General features: G+C 45.7%; 17 protein-coding genes and 1 riboswitch. Of the genes, 13 read left to right on the forward strand and 4 right to left on the reverse strand.

Features of this window, described 5'->3' with window-relative positions:
- From ABSY64_RS05210 to ABSY64_RS05225, 4 genes are all read left to right on the forward strand, one after another.
- Positions 1-708, forward strand: a complete 708-nt coding sequence (locus tag ABSY64_RS05210; RefSeq protein WP_349642026.1) for an AzlC family ABC transporter permease — start codon at positions 1-3, stop codon at positions 706-708.
- Positions 695-1,018, forward strand: a complete 324-nt coding sequence (locus tag ABSY64_RS05215) for an AzlD domain-containing protein (protein WP_349642027.1) — start codon at positions 695-697, stop codon at positions 1,016-1,018. Before ABSY64_RS05210 ends, ABSY64_RS05215 begins: the two co-directional genes overlap by 14 nt.
- A gap of 158 nt (positions 1,019-1,176) precedes the next feature.
- Positions 1,177-2,073, forward strand: coding sequence for an MFS transporter (locus tag ABSY64_RS05220; protein ID WP_349642028.1), 897 nt, complete (start codon positions 1,177-1,179; stop codon positions 2,071-2,073).
- The gene (locus tag ABSY64_RS05225) at positions 2,007-2,507 is read left to right on the forward strand and encodes an MFS transporter (protein WP_349642029.1); all 501 of its coding nucleotides are present in this window, start codon (positions 2,007-2,009) and stop codon (positions 2,505-2,507) included. Before ABSY64_RS05220 ends, ABSY64_RS05225 begins: the two co-directional genes overlap by 67 nt.
- Positions 2,508-2,534: 27 nt before the next feature.
- On the opposite strand, the gene dapF is transcribed toward ABSY64_RS05225, so the two are convergent.
- Positions 2,535-3,503, reverse strand: a complete 969-nt coding sequence (gene dapF / locus ABSY64_RS05230) for a diaminopimelate epimerase (RefSeq protein ID WP_349642030.1) — start codon at positions 3,501-3,503, stop codon at positions 2,535-2,537.
- Between the two features lie 184 nt (positions 3,504-3,687).
- Positions 3,688-3,870, forward strand: a riboswitch (Lysine riboswitch).
- A 117-nt stretch (positions 3,871-3,987) separates the two neighbouring features.
- Between dapF and lysA the strand changes: the two genes are divergently transcribed.
- The 7 genes from lysA (at position 3,988) to ABSY64_RS05265 (ending at position 11,937) form a co-directional block, all read left to right on the forward strand.
- Entirely contained in the window at positions 3,988-5,298 is a 1,311-nt protein-coding gene (gene lysA, locus ABSY64_RS05235) for a diaminopimelate decarboxylase (RefSeq protein WP_349642031.1), read from the forward strand.
- 2 nt (positions 5,299-5,300) lie between these two features.
- Positions 5,301-6,005: a 2,3,4,5-tetrahydropyridine-2,6-dicarboxylate N-acetyltransferase gene (gene dapD / locus ABSY64_RS05240; protein ID WP_349642032.1), complete on the forward strand. Its 705-nt coding sequence runs from the start codon at positions 5,301-5,303 to the stop codon at positions 6,003-6,005.
- An 11-nt stretch (positions 6,006-6,016) separates the two neighbouring features.
- The gene (locus ABSY64_RS05245) at positions 6,017-7,180 is read left to right on the forward strand and encodes an N-acetyldiaminopimelate deacetylase (RefSeq protein ID WP_349642033.1); all 1,164 of its coding nucleotides are present in this window, start codon (positions 6,017-6,019) and stop codon (positions 7,178-7,180) included.
- Complete coding sequence (gene dapA / locus ABSY64_RS05250; RefSeq protein ID WP_349642034.1) at positions 7,173-8,090, forward strand: 4-hydroxy-tetrahydrodipicolinate synthase; 918 nt, start codon at positions 7,173-7,175, stop codon at positions 8,088-8,090. The genes ABSY64_RS05245 and dapA overlap by 8 nt, the downstream gene beginning before the upstream one ends.
- The gene (gene dapB, locus ABSY64_RS05255) at positions 8,084-8,857 is read left to right on the forward strand and encodes a 4-hydroxy-tetrahydrodipicolinate reductase (RefSeq protein ID WP_349642035.1); all 774 of its coding nucleotides are present in this window, start codon (positions 8,084-8,086) and stop codon (positions 8,855-8,857) included. The genes dapA and dapB overlap by 7 nt, the downstream gene beginning before the upstream one ends.
- A 40-nt stretch (positions 8,858-8,897) precedes the next feature.
- The gene (locus ABSY64_RS05260; RefSeq protein ID WP_349642036.1) at positions 8,898-9,956 is read left to right on the forward strand and encodes an aspartate-semialdehyde dehydrogenase; all 1,059 of its coding nucleotides are present in this window, start codon (positions 8,898-8,900) and stop codon (positions 9,954-9,956) included.
- A 1,024-nt stretch (positions 9,957-10,980) separates the two neighbouring features.
- Positions 10,981-11,937, forward strand: a complete 957-nt coding sequence (locus tag ABSY64_RS05265) for a GRP family sugar transporter (RefSeq protein ID WP_349642037.1) — start codon at positions 10,981-10,983, stop codon at positions 11,935-11,937.
- A gap of 34 nt (positions 11,938-11,971) precedes the next feature.
- Here ABSY64_RS05265 and ABSY64_RS05270 read toward each other — a convergent pair whose 3' ends face one another.
- The 3 genes from ABSY64_RS05270 to ABSY64_RS05280 all read right to left on the reverse strand — a co-directional run bounded on the left by ABSY64_RS05270 (position 11,972) and on the right by ABSY64_RS05280 (position 14,166).
- Positions 11,972-12,232, reverse strand: a complete 261-nt coding sequence (locus ABSY64_RS05270) for a type II toxin-antitoxin system RelE family toxin (protein WP_349642038.1) — start codon at positions 12,230-12,232, stop codon at positions 11,972-11,974.
- A complete protein-coding gene (gene relB, locus ABSY64_RS05275; protein WP_349642039.1) occupies positions 12,232-12,447 on the reverse strand; it encodes a type II toxin-antitoxin system RelB family antitoxin in 216 nt (71 codons plus the stop codon). The genes ABSY64_RS05270 and relB overlap by 1 nt, the downstream gene beginning before the upstream one ends.
- Before the next feature lie 126 nt (positions 12,448-12,573).
- Positions 12,574-14,166: a GH25 family lysozyme gene (locus tag ABSY64_RS05280; RefSeq protein ID WP_349642040.1), complete on the reverse strand. Its 1,593-nt coding sequence runs from the start codon at positions 14,164-14,166 to the stop codon at positions 12,574-12,576.
- 237 nt (positions 14,167-14,403) lie between these two features.
- Between ABSY64_RS05280 and ABSY64_RS05285 the strand changes: the two genes are divergently transcribed.
- Complete coding sequence (locus ABSY64_RS05285) at positions 14,404-15,582, forward strand: ammonium transporter (protein ID WP_349642041.1); 1,179 nt, start codon at positions 14,404-14,406, stop codon at positions 15,580-15,582.
- Positions 15,583-15,646: 64 nt separating this feature from the next.
- Positions 15,647-17,089 carry a glutamate--cysteine ligase gene (locus ABSY64_RS05290; RefSeq protein WP_349642042.1) on the forward strand — a complete coding sequence of 481 codons (1,443 nt, stop codon included), beginning with the start codon at positions 15,647-15,649 and terminating at the stop codon, positions 17,087-17,089.
- Positions 17,090-17,112: the final 23 nt, after the last annotated feature.

Genomic DNA, 17,112 nt, shown 5'->3' on the forward strand with positions numbered 1-17,112 from the left:
ATGAATGAACTGTTAGATTTCCGGACTGGGATCCGAGAATCATTGCCGACGGTCTTTGGTTTCATTGGAATTAGCGCGGCTTTTGGGATGATCGCCAAGACGGCAGGATTGAATATTTTTTTGGTGGTTGCCATTTCAGCTATTGTTTTTGCTGGTGCTTCGCAGTTTGCCATGATTAGCATGTTAGCTGCACATAACAGTGTTGGCGCCATTGCTTTAGCGGTCTTTTTGATCAATTCCCGTTTCATTTTGGCTAGTGTGACGGTGGCGCCTTACTTCAAGGAAGAATCGTATTTGCGCAACGCTCTGATTGGGACTTATTTGACCGACGAAAGCTTTGCTTTGGGTGTTAACAAACTGAATTTTACTGGGCAAAAATTAACTTTTGAGTGGTACCATGCTGCTAATTTGGTGGCTTATTTCGCCTGGGTTTTCGGGACGCTTTTGGGTGCACTTTTGAGTGGCTTAATTACAGATCCACAGAAGCTTGGGCTTGGTTTTGCCATCACGGCCATGTTTATTGGCTTGGTTTATTTTCAGCTGGAGTCTGATAAGGGTCTTTCTTTCAAACATCAACTCGCCGTGATTATTTTCGTCTTTGTGGCCATGTATTTCGGGTTGATTTTTATTTCGCCCCACATGATTATTCTTTTTGTAACGATTCTCGCATGTTTCTTTGGAATGGGGGTTAACCGTGCCTTCAAATAGTTTTGTTATCATCACCATCGCTGTTTGTGCCAGTGTAACTTGGCTTTCACGAGTATTGCCTTTTTTGCTGCTGAAAAAATTCAAGTTGTCAGAAGGGGTCGTTGAATTTCTGTCATTTGTGCCAATTGCCATCATGTCGGCACTTTGGTTCCAGAGTTTGCTGATTGCCCATCCTGGTCATTTACCTGAGATCGATTGGAAAAATTTGGTTGCTTCGGGACCGACTTTATTAGCGGCCATCCTCACCAAGAATCTCTTATTGACGGTCCTGATTGGAATCGTTTCGCTGGCGATTTTGAATTTGTTTTAAAAACTCTTGATGATTCGAGAGTTTTTTATTTGCTCTAATTTGTTAATAAATAATCAAATTAATTTCGTGTTTTTATGTGGTAAATTAAGCGTTTATACTGTAAAATACTTTTTGTTAAGCTAACTATGTGAATATAATAACTAGGAGTTACCGTAATTATGCCGCAAGAAAATTCAAAAAAACATCAATTACCGCAACGTTCATTAGCCTATCTATTTTACTTGTCATTTGGTATTTTCGGGACGCAGATGGCCTTTGGTTTGGAATCTTCGCAGTTGGGCCGATTATTCCAGACGATCGGTGCAAGTCCGGAATTGCTGGGCATTATTTTTATCATTCCGCCTCTTACAGGACTCTTTGTTCAACCCATTATTGGGAAGTATTCTGACCAGACTTGGCTGCCCAAACTGGGTGGTCGTCGTGTTCCTTATCTTATTATCGGCTCGATTTTGACGGCGCTGACTTTGATTTTGTTGCCGAATTCAGGATCTTTCGGTTGGCCGACGACGATTGCAGTATGGGTTGCAACGGCGATTCTCGGGATTTTCATGATTGCCTCCAACATTGCAGTGCAGCCGTACAAAATGATGGTGGGCGACTTGGTTAACCAAGAACAGCGTGGCCAAGCCTATTCCATTCAATCCCAATTGTTAAATGCCGGCGCTACCATTGCTTCAATCACGCCCTTTGTGATGACGACTTTTGGGATGGCCAACACAGCAGAAGCGGGCGTCGTACCAGCAACTGTTAAATATGCCTTTTACTTGGCAGCTTTTGCCTTACTGGTTTCGGCCACGATTACGGTTGTTAAAATTAAGGAAAATAATCCTATTGAATTTGCTGCTGTACATGGTGGGGATGTTGACCAACCCCGTAAGTCGATGTGGCAGTTGACTAAGGAAGCCCCTCGGATTTTCTGGTTGGTCGGATTAGTACAGTTCTTTGGCTTTTTCGCAGTTTCCTATCTTTGGTTTACGGTGCAGGATTTTTGGCGGATAACATCTACAACACCACTGATACCAACAGCATTGGGTACCAAATGGGTGGTAATCTGATTGGTATTTATTCTGGCTTATATTGCTTAGTAGCGGTTATCGTCACAATTTTTTTGGCACGCTTGAAAAAGGAAAACTTCCGAATTGCCCTTAGCATCGCCATGTTCCTTTCAGCATTCAGTTTTGGCATGATGTACTTTGCGCATGACTTGATCTGGATGACCATTGCTTTTGTGATTTTCGGTGCTGGTTGGGCCGGTTTGAACATTTATCCAGTCACCTTTATTACAGATGCAGTTTCTCGTGAATACATGGGATCCTACATTGGCTTGATGAACGTCCAAATTTGTATACCACAGATTGCAGCCTCGCTTTTATCCGTCGTTGTTTTGCCCTTGTTTAAAGGATCAATGCCGGCGATGATTCTCTTTTCCGCTTTCTTCTTCTTGGCTGCTGCCTTTTCAAGTTTGTTAATTAAGAATAAAGATATCTAACAAAAAAACTCCCAAATGGGAGCTTTTTTATTTTTTAATTTCTGCCACAAAATCTTGGTAAGCTGCTTGTTCCGGACTAGCTTCAAAGTGAACTTGGCCGTCCGACCATGAACCACGGTGCAAAGCGGATTCTTCGACTTCGAAGATACCCATGATGGTTGCGTTACCGACTAATTCAATCCAAGGGTTTGAATCTGCCAAATGGAGACGAGTTTTCACCATGCCCCCTGGATTGAAAACCGTAATGAAGACATTGCCATCATAGTCTTCTGGAAAAATTTGACTAAAAGCCCAGGAGGTGGCGGACATGCCGGTACCACAGGCGTTGGTGAAGCCGACGCCCCGTTCATAAGTGCGGACAAAGAGTTGATTTTTCCCCAAAATTTTTGCGAAGTTCAAATTAACTCCTTGTGGGAAATAGGAATTTTCAGCATTTAGACGCTGCCCTAGTTCGGCCAGCGTACTGTTGAGATCTTCATCATCTTCAACAAAGGAGATTAAATGGGGGTTGGGCACCGCCACAGTGCTGAATCGCAAGTGGTCCGAAAACTCTGGCACGACTGTGTTGAGTAGCGGGCGCTGACCCAGATTTTGTGCTGGAAGTGCCGTTAAATCAGTCCGAATAGGTGAAATTTCAACAGCAAAGGCAGGCACGCCAATGGCAAAATTTTCTTGGCGAGCAACGCGTAAATCAGCTGCTGGAGTTTCCACCGTGAACTCGTCCTGGCCATACTTATCGGCAAGGTAACGGGCGACGGTCCGCAGGCCATTACCACACATGCTTGCCCGACTACCATCAGCGTTAATGACGGTCATCTGACCCAAGGGACCGGCATGGCTGGCTTGATCAACAACCAAGACACCATCAGTCTTTTCAGCCTGACAAACCCAGGTGGTGAAGGCGGTTAGTTCGTCCTGTGTTAGTGCATGGTCAAGTAGGGTTTGATCCAGCAAAATGAAACGATTATCCGACCCCTGTACTTTTAATAACTCCATGGCGCTCTCCCTGTCTAATTAAATTCACATTTTATTAACCTGCATTCTAGCAGTAAATTGTTAAATGGCAAGCTCGAATTAGCTCTAAATCGGCGTTTTCTGGTTGCATATATAGAAAGAAAAATATTTTCTAAATTTCTTTCTAAAAGTGTTTGACATAATTCTTAGAATCATTTAATATGGTGTCAAACGAAGAGGTCGCAATCGAGACCAGTAAGTAAGTCGAGTTCCTGTAAGAACAATGACACTTGTCGAACAGTGAGATTGCCGAAATCGAGTCCATTTTACAGAATGGTTTGATTGGGACGTTAGCCGAAAGGCGACGGACTGTCACAAGAAAATAATCTTGTGGAGCGCTTTCGACAATCGATACCGAAATTCTTTGGATACTTGGATTCTTTTGTATGAACGTGAGCTACACACTTTCATACAAAAGAATTTTTTTTATTGAATTGTCGACCTCTCGCCAAAATTGGAGGTTCTTATGACAAATTTAGCAACAAACTCAGCAGGGCATTTAACCATCGGTGGTTGTGACGCCGTTGAGTTAGCTCATCAATATGGTACGCCACTGGTTGTTTACGACCTGGGCATTATTCAATCCCAAGTACAAAGATTTCAACAAGTATTTCAAGAGGAAGGCGTTGAACACGCCGTCTGCTACGCCAGCAAGGCCTTTGCTAACAAGGCATTGTATCAATTTCTAAATCGACTCGGTTGCCATGCCGATGTCGTCTCAGCCGGGGAAATTTCCATGGCGCTCGCTGCTGGTTTTCCAGCCGAAAATTTGGTTTTCCATGGCAACAACAAATCGCGTGAAGAATTGGAATACGCATTAGAAGTTGGTTTAGGCACGATTGCCTTGGATAACTTTCATGAAATTGACCTGCTAGAGGAGTTATTGGCGGAGCACCAGCAGAACGTGCGAGTCATTCTTCGAATCACGCCAGGCATTTCCGCTCACACGCACGAATACATTCAAACTGGCCAGGTCGATTCAAAGTTTGGTTTTGACCTTCAATCTGGTCAAGCGGACGAAGCACTTGAACGTGTCCTTGCTAATCCGGCTTTTGATGTTTTGGGCTTGCACGCCCACATCGGGTCGCAGATTTTTGAAGAAGCTGGTTTCGAAATGGCTGGTCAAACCTTGGTTGATCTGGCAGCCCACTGGCAAGAGGAATTTGGTTTTACGCCGCGAGTAATTGACGTCGGCGGTGGCTTTGGAATTCGCTACACCGAAGACGACCAACCTCTTCCACCAGAACAATTTGTTCGGGCCATCCTTGAAACCATCAAGACGGCTTGTCGCGATAAGGGCTTGCCCCTTCCCGCAATTTGGATTGAGCCCGGGCGTTCACTTGTCGGACCCGCCGGCTACAGTCTTTACACCGTTGGTTCCCGCAAGGAAGTTCCTGGGATTCGAACTTACCTAGCACTTGACGGTGGTATGGGCGATAACATCCGTCCGGCATTATACCAAGCTGATTATGAGGCTGTTTTGGCAAACGATGTGCATGCCGCCGTTACGGAACACGTTCGTTTAGCCGGTAAGTATTGTGAGTCTGGGGACATCTTAATCGAAGATGCGCCCATGCCAAGCGCTCAGCCGGGGGACATCGTTGCCATACTAGCCACCGGTGCTTACGGTTATTCAATGGCCTCGAATTATAACTTAAACGGCAAGCCCGCCGTCGTCTTTGTCCATAATGGCCAGTACTACCTCGTGACTCGCCGAGAAGAACCAGTCGATTTACAACAATATGATCTCGACCTACCAGAAGAAGGAGCACTTTAATAATGAAAGAAATGAACGCACAAGAAATCATCCGCTACATCAGTGAAGCTCCAAAGAAGACACCTGTTAAAGCCTACTTGCAAGGTGACATTAGTGCCGTTGATTTTCCAGACACACTCGAAGTATTTCCAAACGAAACCACAGCGATTGTCTTCGGTGACTGGGCGGACTTGGAACCGGTTTTGAAGCAAGAAGCGATTAGCAATTATCATTTGGAAAACAATGCGCGTAACTCAGCAGTGCCTTTGTTGGATTTGAAAAACATTAAGGCTCGTATTGAACCTGGTGCCATCATCCGTGATCAAGTTCAAATCGGGGATGGGGCGGTTGTCATGATGGGCGCCATTATCAACATCGGCTGTGAAATCGGGGCCGGTTCAATGATTGACATGGGGGTTGTCATGGGTGGCCGTGCCACGGTTGGAAAGCATGCTCACATTGGTGCGGGTGCCGTCTTGGCTGGGGTTATCGAACCTGCTTCAGCTCAGCCAGTCATTATTGAGGATGACGTCTTGATTGGCGCTAATGCCGTGGTTATCGAAGGCGTTCGAGTTGGGCACGGCGCAGTTGTTGCAGCCGGTGCCATCGTGACGGAAGACGTTGCGCCCAACACTTTGGTTGCTGGAACACCTGCACGAGTAATTAAGCAGGTTGACCAACAAACGCTTGATAAGACCGCTTTACAAGATGCCCTTCGTGAACTCTAAGAGGTAGTGAAATGTTAAGTAATGACGATTTAATTCATATTCGTCGCCGGCTTCATCAAATTCCTGAGTTGGCTTTAAAGGAAGAAGAGACGCACGATTTCTTATTAGAAACAATTCAAACTTTCCCGCAGACTAATTTGAGCTACCGTGAAATTGAAGGTTTACCAACTGCAATCCTTGTTCGAGTTGCCGGCAGTAATCCGGAACGAACAATCGGCTATCGCGCTGATATCGATGCCTTACCAGTTGAGGAAGATACTGGTTTGGATTTTGCATCAGAAAATGAAGGCCAGATGCATGCCTGTGGCCATGACATCCACATGACGGTAGCACTTGGAACCTTGAGTTACTATGCCGATAATCAACCGAAAGATAATTTGATTTTCTTCTTTCAACCGGCTGAAGAAAGCGAAGGCGGCGGTAAAATCGCATACGAGAAGAACGCTTTCAGTGGTGAGTGGCGCCCAGACGAATTTTACGCCTTGCATGATACGCCTACTTTGCCAGCCGGAACGATTGGCTGCCGAATGGGAACGCTCTTTGCAGGAACCTCCGAAGTTGTCGCAACTTTGACTGGTAAGGGTGGCCACGCGGCCTATCCACATCAAGCCAACGACATGGTGGTTGCAGTTGCCCAATTTATTAACCAGGTGCAGACCATCATTTCACGTAGCATCGACCCAATTGAAAGTGGAGTCATCACCTTTGGTAAGTTACGTGCCGGCGAAATTAACAACGTCATTGCTGGAAAAGCAGTCTTAGAAGGAACCATGCGTGGTTTGACGCAAACAATGCTGGAAGACTTAACGCAGCGAGTTCGCGATATCGGCGAGGGCATCGCTCGCTCATACAATTGTCAGGTTGATGTCGATTTCAAGCAGGATGCTTACTATCCCGTTGAAAACACACCCGCTTTAACGGCAAAGTTTATTGACTTCATGGAAAATGATGCATCAATTGATTTTGAAACAACGCCACCAGCCATGACTGGTGAAGATTTTGGCTACTTGATCCACCAAATTCCCGGCACGATGTTCTGGCTCGGGGTTGGTGAAACAAGTTCCCTCCATTCCGCAACATTCAAGCCCGATGAAGCAGCGATCGAAAAGGGCATTCACGCAATTACTAGCTATTTGAATTGGCGCATGACAACAGGGGAGGCGCAAGATGTTTGAAAATGCTGACTTGATTACCGCTCTGATTACTCCATTTAATGAAGAAAACCAGGTCGATTATGACACTCTAGAAGAATTAACGGAACGTTACTTGAGTGAGGGCGTTCGTGGCTTTGTCATCGGTGGAACAACCGGTGAAACGCCCACTTTAAGTGCTGAAGAAAAGCTCGACTTGTATCGACATTTCGCTCAAATCGTAAATGGCCGTGTTCCGGTCATTGCCGGGCTCGGCAGTAACGATACGGCTGCTACGGTTGATTTTGCCCAGCAAGTTAACGAAATCGACGGCATTTCTGCTGCTCTCGTGGTCGTGCCTTATTACAACAAACCTGACCAACGCCGTATGTTCGAGCATTTTACGGCAGTTGCTGAAGCGAGTGATCATCCCGTTATTATTTACAATATCCCGGGAAGGACTGGCGTGACCATGTCCGTTGAAACTATCTTGGGACTTGCTCAAAACCCCAATATTATTGGAGTAAAAGAGTGTACGGGGATGGAAGACTTGGAAGCCCTTGTACAGCAAGCACCAGCAGACTTTAATGTTTATTCGGGAGAAGATGCTCAAGCACTGTTTGCCAAGGTCGTTGGGGCACGTGGTGTCATTTCGGTGGCCGCTCACGTCTACGCACCACAAATGCGTGCCATGTATGATGCTTTAGAGGCGGGGGACTACCGTCGTGCCGGCACTTTGCAGTGCTTGCTGACACCAAAAATGGCCGCCCTCTTCATGTACCCATCACCAGCGCCCGTAAAAGCAATTTTGAATGCGCAGGGCTACCAAGTTGGGGCCTGCCGTGCACCAATTTTGCCATTGAACATGGCTGAAGAACACGACTTAGCTCGTCACTTGGGACTAGCTGAAGATGTCTTTGATAATGCACGTGAAAGGAAAGTAATGTCATGGTAAAGGTTTTGGTTGCCGGGTTTACCGGTGCAATGGGGCAAGCGGCGGTTAATTTGATTAACTCCGAAGCAGACTTTGAACTCGTTGGGCTGTACGCCCCTTCAGCAGAAGGAAAGTCCGCTGCGGACTACGACTTGCCGGCAGCACTGCCGGTTTATGGCCGTTTGGCTGAGGTTCCTGCTAACCAAGCAGTTTGGTTGGACTTTACCACGCCGGCTGTTGTTTACGAAAATATTCAATATGCTTTGAAGCATGGTTATACTCCTTTGGTTGGTACGAGTGGTTTGAAGGACGATGAGATTACTAATTTACAACAGCTGGCCCATCAACACCAGCGTGGTGGCCTAATTGTACCTAATTTTGGCTTATCTGCCGTTTTGCTAATGAAGTTTGCTCGTGAAGCCGCACAATATTTACCCGATGTCGAAATCATCGAAATGCACCATGAAGACAAGAAGGATGCCCCTTCTGGAACCGCTTTGGCAACGGCTAAGTTGATCGATGAAGTCCGTCCTCGTCATGAACAAAGTCCATCGGTTGAAAATCTTCCAGGCGTTCGTGGTGGTGATTATCATGGCATCCGTGTCCATGCAGTCCGGTTGCCTGGCTACCTGGCCCATGAAGAAGTTTTGTTTGGTGGGCCCGGGGAAGCCCTCAGTATCCGCCAAGACAGTTTTGATCGTGCTTCCTTTATGCAAGGCATCAAAGTTGCCCTAGAAAAAATTGGACAAGTTGACGAATTATTGCTAGGATTAGAACAAGTTTTATAAGAAAAAAATGAAAAAAGATTAATACAGGAGGAGAAGAGTAATGCGTGAATACAATGTGGCGGTGTTGGGAGCGACCGGTGCCGTTGGCCATCGTTTGGTCGAACAATTGGAGTTGTCCGATATTCCGGTAAAGTCCTTGAAATTACTGGCATCGCCTCGTTCTGCTGGCGAAAAGCTCTTCTTCAAGGGTGAAGAAATTACGGTTGAAGTGGCTGAAGCGGATAGCTTCGAAGGCATTGATTTGGTTCTTGCCTCAGCCGGTGGTTCCGTTTCAAAGAAGTTTTTGCCCGAAGCTGTAAAGCGCGGCGCTGTCTGTGTTGATAATACTTCGGCTTTCCGTATGGATCCCGAAGTGCCTTTGGTTGTGCCCGAAGTGAATGCCGACCAATTGCAAAACCATAAGGGAATCATCGCCAATCCGAACTGTTCAACCATTCAAATGGTCGTTGCTTTGGAACCAATCCGCGAAAAGTTTGGTTTGAATCGCATCGTCGTTTCAACTTATCAAGCGGCTTCGGGGGCTGGTCAAACGGCCTTGAACGAATTTTATCAAGAAGCTCAAGACTACCTTGCTGGGGAAGAAATGCAATCGAACATTTACCCAACTGCTAGCGACAAGAAGCACTACCCTTTGGCCTTTAACCTTTTGCCTCAGATTGATGTATTTGAAGAAGATGGTTATACGCACGAAGAATGGAAGATGATTCACGAAACCAAGAAGATCATGTTGGATGACATGGATGCGTCGGAGTTGAAGGTTACGGCTACTTGTGTGCGTGTTCCGGTTGCTATCGGGCACGGTGAATCAGTTTACTTCGAAATCAACGACGATAAGGCCACGGTTCATGACTTGCAGGCTGCTTTGACGAAGGCGCCTGGTGTTGTCTTGCAAGATAGCCCAAGCAAGCAAGTTTATCCTCAACCAATCGAAGCTGAAGGTAAGCGCGATACCTTTGTCGGTCGTGTTCGCGCCGATTCTGAAAATCCAGGAGCTTTCCATTTGTGGGTTGTTTCGGACAACTTGCTGAAGGGTGCTGCTTGGAATACCGTTCAGATTGCCGAAGAATTAGTAAAGCGCGACTTGGTTCGTGTACCTTAAAAATAAAAAGGGAAGTCTTAGGACTTTCCTTTTTATTTGGTTTTTCATGGCTGTTATTTATGCCAATTTGGAGACCCGAGGACGATAAATTGGCGACATAACAACGTTTAGAGCTTGGCATAGTTATCAGTCGGATTGCTTCGCGACTTATGGTGATTATGCTATAATACAGTTACAAGGTTTGTAAGAGGTTTTCACCTCCTTTAAACTCATCGCTGCCGGGCGATGAGTTTTTTTTATAGAAAAACACCCCATCTGCCGGGATGAGGTGCTTGTGATCAATCATCATGATGATCGAACCATTTCTGCAGGAAGAACAGAACTACGGTTGTTAAAACAGCCGATAGCACTGGTTGAACAACTTGCAGAACGAAGGCTATAAGAGGCATTAAGTTCACCTCCTTCCGGGCACTCAGTAGTGCCCGAAAGTATTGTATAAAATATTCGTGAAATGACCTGTGTGAGTTATGCCGTATTTAAGGATTAAATTGCTGAGAAGACTATTAAACCAAGCCTTACAGCGTGGCATAGTTGGTTCTGGTGCAAGTGGTGAACTTGCTTGGAAACTGTTACAATTTAAGCATAAAGACAGGGGAAAGTTACACTTTCCTTCCGGCACCGCCTGCCAGCGGTGCTTTTTTAATACAAAAAAAGCCTCGTTCTGCCAAACGAGACTTTCCCGGTTTAACTGTCGTCGGGGATTAAACCTTGCGCGCTTTATCAGACGCACAATAAAGACGGGGGATAGCTATGGAGTAAACTTTCCTCCTGGACACATGTCGTGCCCACAAAATATTGTACAGTAAATCACTAATTTGCTTTGTACCAGTTATGCCGAGTTTGAGGGGACTTTTCCTTCAAAAAGGCCTATTCATGGGCTGGATACTTGGCATAATTGGTAAAAACATTCCTTAATAAAGAATGTTCGAGGCAAAGTGACTTCTTTGCACTTTATTGAAGCCATTAAGACGCACGTTAGGATATAATGAACTAACGATTTGTTTACTTTAAGGAGTTTTAAAATATGAATATCGCAATTTTGATGGCGCTTTTGCCAGCCATCTTTTGGGGGTCGGTTGGACTTGTTTCAGCCAAAATGGGCGGTACCCCAGCTCAACAAACGATTGGAATTTCCTTTGGAACCATGATTTTTGGAATGATCGTGATGTTTGGTTATGCCATTCCACACGGCTTCTATTTGGGACCTGAAATCTGGGTTACTGGATTTTTCTCTGGTTTATTTTGGGTTATCGGAATATCAGCTCTTTTCATGCTCTTCCAGCGGATGGGAGTTTCCCTTGGCGTGCCATTATCAACTGGTGGTCAAGTTGTCATGAACGCCCTTTTAGCCGCTACTTTGCTTGGCGAATGGACCAACCTGACAATGTGGTTGGTCGGTTTATTTTCAATTTTGCTGGTAGTAGCCGGGGTTGTCTTGATTTCACGACCTGAAAAAGATGAAAATGCGACAGAAAAACAAGAAAGCCGCATCGATTCGAAGTCGATTCTATACCTGCTACTTGCAGTGGGTGGTTTCGTTCTTTACTTCATCTTGCCGAACTATCTAGCAAAATTGGGTTACATTTCAAACTCGGTTAAGACGGCTGGGGACGGCCTAAACTTCACTTTGGCTATTCTCGGGCCACAATCAATTGGCCAAGTAATCGGCGCAATTTTGATTACGGTCTTCGTCTTCCGTGAAGGGAAAACGATGTTCGCCAAACCATCATGGCGAAATTTGTTAACGGGTCTTTTCCAGGCCTTGGGAAACCTCTTCATGTTCCTATCCGCTGCCAATCCAGCCGTTGGGCAAACAATTGCCACGACGCTTTCGCAGCTCAATATCATCGTTGGAACCTTTGGCGGAATTTACCTTCTAAACGAGAAGAAGAGTCCTCGTCAAATGAAAGCCATCATTGCCGGGACGATCTTAGTTGTCGTAGGTGCCATTATTATTGGAAACATTCATGCTTTTGCTTAAATAAAAAACATCTCACTAGTTAGTGGGATGTTTTTTAATAGATGTCACGTCGATGACCGATTGCAATGACTTCAACGATTACTTCTTGATCTTTGATGATGGCTAGGATGCGGTATGAACCGACTCTATAGCGCCATTCGCCACCATGATTGGCTGACAGTGCTTTACCGTGTAAACGGGGATTGTCAGTTTTATCAACGTTATGAGCGAGCCATTGCCAAATTGTACTTTGAGTGAACTTGTCGAGCTTTTTGAGTTGTTTTAATGCTTGCTTAGTGAAAAGAACTCGGTACATTATAGACCCAACTCGTCATGGACTTCGTCCATTGAGAATCGTGTGCCATCGTCAGTGGCGATGGCTTCTCGCAATTCTTTTAAATCATATTCATCCTCGATTTTTCCAAGCATCGCCTGTCGAGCAAAATCAGAAATGGACAAATTGTGAATTTGAGCGAATTTCTTAATCAGTTCAGAATCATGGTCATCGATTCGTAATGTCATGGTTGCCATATGACCACCTCCTGAATACATTGTATTCAAATTGCAAATTAAAAGCAACAACTCAACATGTTCATCTAATAGTACGTAACGTATTAAAAAACACCACAAAAAAACTGCCAATCGGCAGTTTTTTTCTTACTGATTAAACAATGAACTGTTATGAACTTCGGAGATGTCGAAGTTACCCTTAACACCGTTGAACTTTCCTTCTTGCGTCCATTGCCACATACCGTACTTTTCGTTGTTTTGTGCTGAATCGGCATTGTAATTAGCCATCCAAACATGATCGTTACCGATATAGTCGGTGTTCAAGCCAGAAGTCTTGGCATAGTTGGAGTATGTGTAAAGAACATTGTTGTTGTAGCCGTTGGCCTTCATTGTATTGTTGAAAGCAATCGAGTTGGCCGTAACGTTGGCTGTCTTAGTTGAAGAATCTTCCAAGTCGTTTGCCATCAAAGTGTTACCAGGCAGGTTCAAGTTCTTGGCATAACCTGCATAGTAATTGGCTTCCTGAACGGCCGAAGCTTGGTCGGTATACCATGAATAATGGTAGGTACCCACTTGCAAACCAGCGGCTTGTGCATTGGCAATTTGTTGAGCAGCATAAGGGTTCTTGTAGCTGGATGATTCGGTCAATTTAACGATGACCTGGGTTACACCCTGGGCCTTCATTTTTTGGAAATCAGCAACCGAAGGGATTCCGTTGTTTGATGAAATATCCACCACGTTTGATGCCGGTGTTCCTTGCTGGCGGAAGGCAGTGCTTGTTGAAACGGATTCGCTAGCGATTGCAGCAGTTTGGGAAGCTGATGTTGACTGGGCCAAACTAGCGGCTGCTGACTGAGAGGCCGCAGCAGATTCTGAAGCGGCAGTGCTTTGGGTTGTTGAAGTTGAAGCAGTGCCATTGCGCAAGTAATCGAAGTCGTACTTATGTGGATCAGTTGGCGTCAAAGCTGCTGACTGGCTCGTCCCTTCTGAAGGATTTTCACTTGCAGGGGCGGTAGACTGACTAGCAGGAGCAACGGAAGTTGACAGACTTGCTGGGGCTGCAGAAGTTGACTGGTTTACAACTGGTAGGTTGGCCATTGACTGACTGGTCGAAACTGAAAAGGCCTGCGATACAGAATCAGCTTCAGACATTGAGTTAGCTTGTGATTCTGATGATGCCTGAGAAGCATTATTAGTGCTTACTTCTGATAGTTGTTGGTGACCATCGGCAATGGGGTTTGTACCGTTAGTAGCTGGATTAAATGGCTGTTGGGCCGCTTGGCTAGCTGCCTGAGTTGGCAAAACAACCATGGTGTCATCGCTGTTGCCCTGACTAGCAGGAACTTGACCATAGTTGGCCAAATATGCCTGGCCCAATTGACCTTGTTGGCTCAATGAAAAACCAGCAAAAATCAGGTTGGGGTTTGAAATGCCATATGTAGAAGCCAATTCTGCCGCGGTCGTTTGGTAAGCCTTGGCGATACTGTTAAGCGTGTCACCCTTTTGCACGACATAGTTGGGGCGGTCCTCAACCTTGCCTTGTTCCTTGATATGGGCTTTAACTTGGCAATCAGTGTTGGCCTTCCATTGGCTCTGGTGGACACTGGTGTTATTGTCGGCTGCAGCCATTGGCATTGCTGACATAGCGGCTGGTGCGATAGCCATTCCCGCCGTTAACATTGAACCAGCTTTTAAGAATTTAGATGCGCCTTTGGGCGCTTGGTTAGCGTTATGTTGCATAAGAAACTCCCGTGAATCTTTAGAAAATCATATATTCTTTATAAATTCTTTACCTTTGTAACATAAGTGTAACATTTATTTGGAAAAAGGTGCAGTACTAATCGCATCTTTTTGTTCAACATTTATCGAAGTTTTGAAAAATGTCTAGACCACGATGTTAGTAAAACTCACCAAAATCTCATTTTGCTCCACTTTCGCTGCTAATATCGAGGCAACAAAGAAAGAAGGAGCAAGCAGATGGATAGTGGAAGTATCGCTTTTGTATTGATTTCAGCATTGCTGGTTTGGATTATGACCCCCGGGCTAGGATTGTTTTATGCAGGGTTGGGCCGCCAAGAAAATCGGCAGCACACCATCATCGTTTCCCTTCTGTTAGTCGGGGTAACGGCAGTCGTTTGGGTCCTAATTGGCTACAGCCTCGCCTTCGGTGGTGTGGGTAAGTATTTGGCCTTGAACAACTTATCCTTTGACAGATCGACACGAGGACTGAAAATTCCGGATGGGCTTTTTGCTTTATTCCAAGGGATGTTTCCGATTATTACCGTCGCCATCATCACGGGCTCAATCATCGGGCGTATGCGGATTAAGGCCATGCTCGTCTTTCTATCGCTGTGGATTATTGTGGTTTATTCACCGCTTGCCCACATGGTTTGGGATAACGGCTTTTTGGCAAAGCTAGGCGCAATTGACTTTGCCGGTGGCACGGTTGTTCACATTTCTTCCGGATTAACCGGTTTGATTTTAGCTTTGATTCTTGGCAAGCGAAACCCAGGCGAAGAAGGAAAAATCGATTCGCGCTACGTTTTGCTAGGAGGCATCTTCCTCTGGTTGGGTTGGTTCGGTTTCAACGCCGGTTCAGCCTTAGCAGCCAATGGCCAAGCGATTTTGGCCTTTGCTAACACTTGGGCAGCTTCAGCCATCGCACTTTTGACCTATGCAGCCGTTGCTTACCAGCGGCAGGGCAAGCTTTCCATTGCTGATTTGATGACCGGGGCCTTAACCGGTTTAGTGGTCATTACGCCAGCTGCCGGTTTTGTGCAAATCTGGGCAGCGCTCCTTATGGGAGCTATTGTGGGGCCAGTTGGCTACTGGAGTATTACTGCCTTGAAGGCCTTCTTTGGTTACGACGACACTTTAGATGCTTTCGGGATTCATGGAATTGGCGGAATTCTGGGTGCCCTCTTAACGGGTGTTTTCGCTGATCCTAAGCTTGCTGGAAGTGCCGGTTTGATAAGTGGACACTGGGATTTGCTGGCTAAGCAGGCCTTGGCTGTGCTGGTCACTGTGGTACTTGTTACGGTTGGGTCAATTATTCTGGCTGGCTTAACGCGAATCATCATTGGCCCACTACGCGTCGATGCGCGAAATGAACTGCGTGGCTTTGATTTTCGTTTACACATTTTAATAGAAGAATAAGTAGCTTGTTTATACCGGACGCCTTTGTTAATATAGACAAAATTTGACGGGCGGGAAATGTTGAATGTATGAAAAATTAACGACCAGTTTAAAGCAGGCAGGGCTGTTGTCTCAGCTTTTTGATGGCAACTTTGGAATTGAAATTGAAGAGCATCGGGTGCAAACTGGCCGCAAGAGTTTATCGCAGCATGTTCATCCTGTTGCGTTAGGCGATCGACGCGTTCAGCCTTACTTTCAGACTGATTTTTCAGAAAGTCAGGAAGAGTTGGTAACGGCCCCTCAAAGTTCAATCGATAAGGCCCTCAGAAACTTACGTGAACTCGAAAACATCCTGAACGAGCAACTTGCAGATGATGAGGTAATTTGGCCGCTTTCCATGCCACCACATTTAGCGCCTGATGATGTTACTTTCTTGGAAGAACACTTCGAACGCTACTGGTATCAGGACTATCGGGACGTCTTGCTCGAACATTATGGTCCCTATCAGCACATTATGGCGGGTATCCATCTGAACTTTTCCCTGCCCGACAGTCTCATCGAATGGTACGAAAAGGAACATCATTTTTCACGCGCGGCTGATGCTAAAAACGAAGTTTATTTTCAAATCGCACAGAATGTTGTTGCCTACCGTTGGCTCCTAACTTATCTTTTTGGCGCTGCCCCCATTTCTGAAAACGAGGGGGACACGCTGCCTGCCAACCATGCGGACTATGAACCGGTCCGCTCCTGGCGTTCTAGCCGCTTTGGCTTTGCCAATCGTGACAATATTCATGTCGATTTCAATAGTTTTGACCAACACTTCGCCCAGCTGGAGAAGCTTTTGGCTAATAAGGACCTCTTTGCTTTGAGTGAATATTACGGGCCTGTTCGTTTCAAAGGCAGCGATGACTATGCCGGCTTCAAAAAGAATGGAACGGCCTATCTTGAATTCCGGACTTTCGATTTGAATCCATTTGCCGATGACGGTTTGGATGATAAAACCATGAACATTTGGCACTTGCTGATTCTCGATGGCTTGTTAAGCGAAAAGAAATGGCAGCCCAATGAACTGAAAAAGTTTGACGAATGGAACGAAGAGGTTGCCTTGGCGCACCCAGATTCTCCGTTGAGCGCCGAACAAAAAGAGGCAGCTCAGATGCTTGTTCAGCAACTTGAAGGCATCGTTGCTTTGGCACCAGCTGACCAGACAGCCAGTTTGCAAGGGGCGCTAAGTTACCTAAAGATGGCCATTGCTAATCCCCAAGAAACAATTGCTTTTTATTTAAGCAAAGAAATTCGCAACGATTCGCTGTCGGATTTTGCTTTTGCTCGTGGAAAGGTTGTTAAGGCGGCGCGTGATAGTGAAAAAATTGATTTTAGCCTGCCACCAGCCGAACTTTGGCCAAGCTATGTGCAGGCCCTAGAGCTCGGTTTGAGGGTTGCTTTTAAATCTGACGCCCTGGTTATTACCAAGGGCAACCAGAGCTGGACCATCACCGAAAATACGGATTTAAATCAGTTAATTTAAAAAAGCTCCTAACTTTAGTTAGG

Source organism: Eupransor demetentiae (genome assembly GCF_963930865.1).
Lineage (GTDB): Bacteria > Bacillota > Bacilli > Lactobacillales > Lactobacillaceae > Eupransor > Eupransor demetentiae.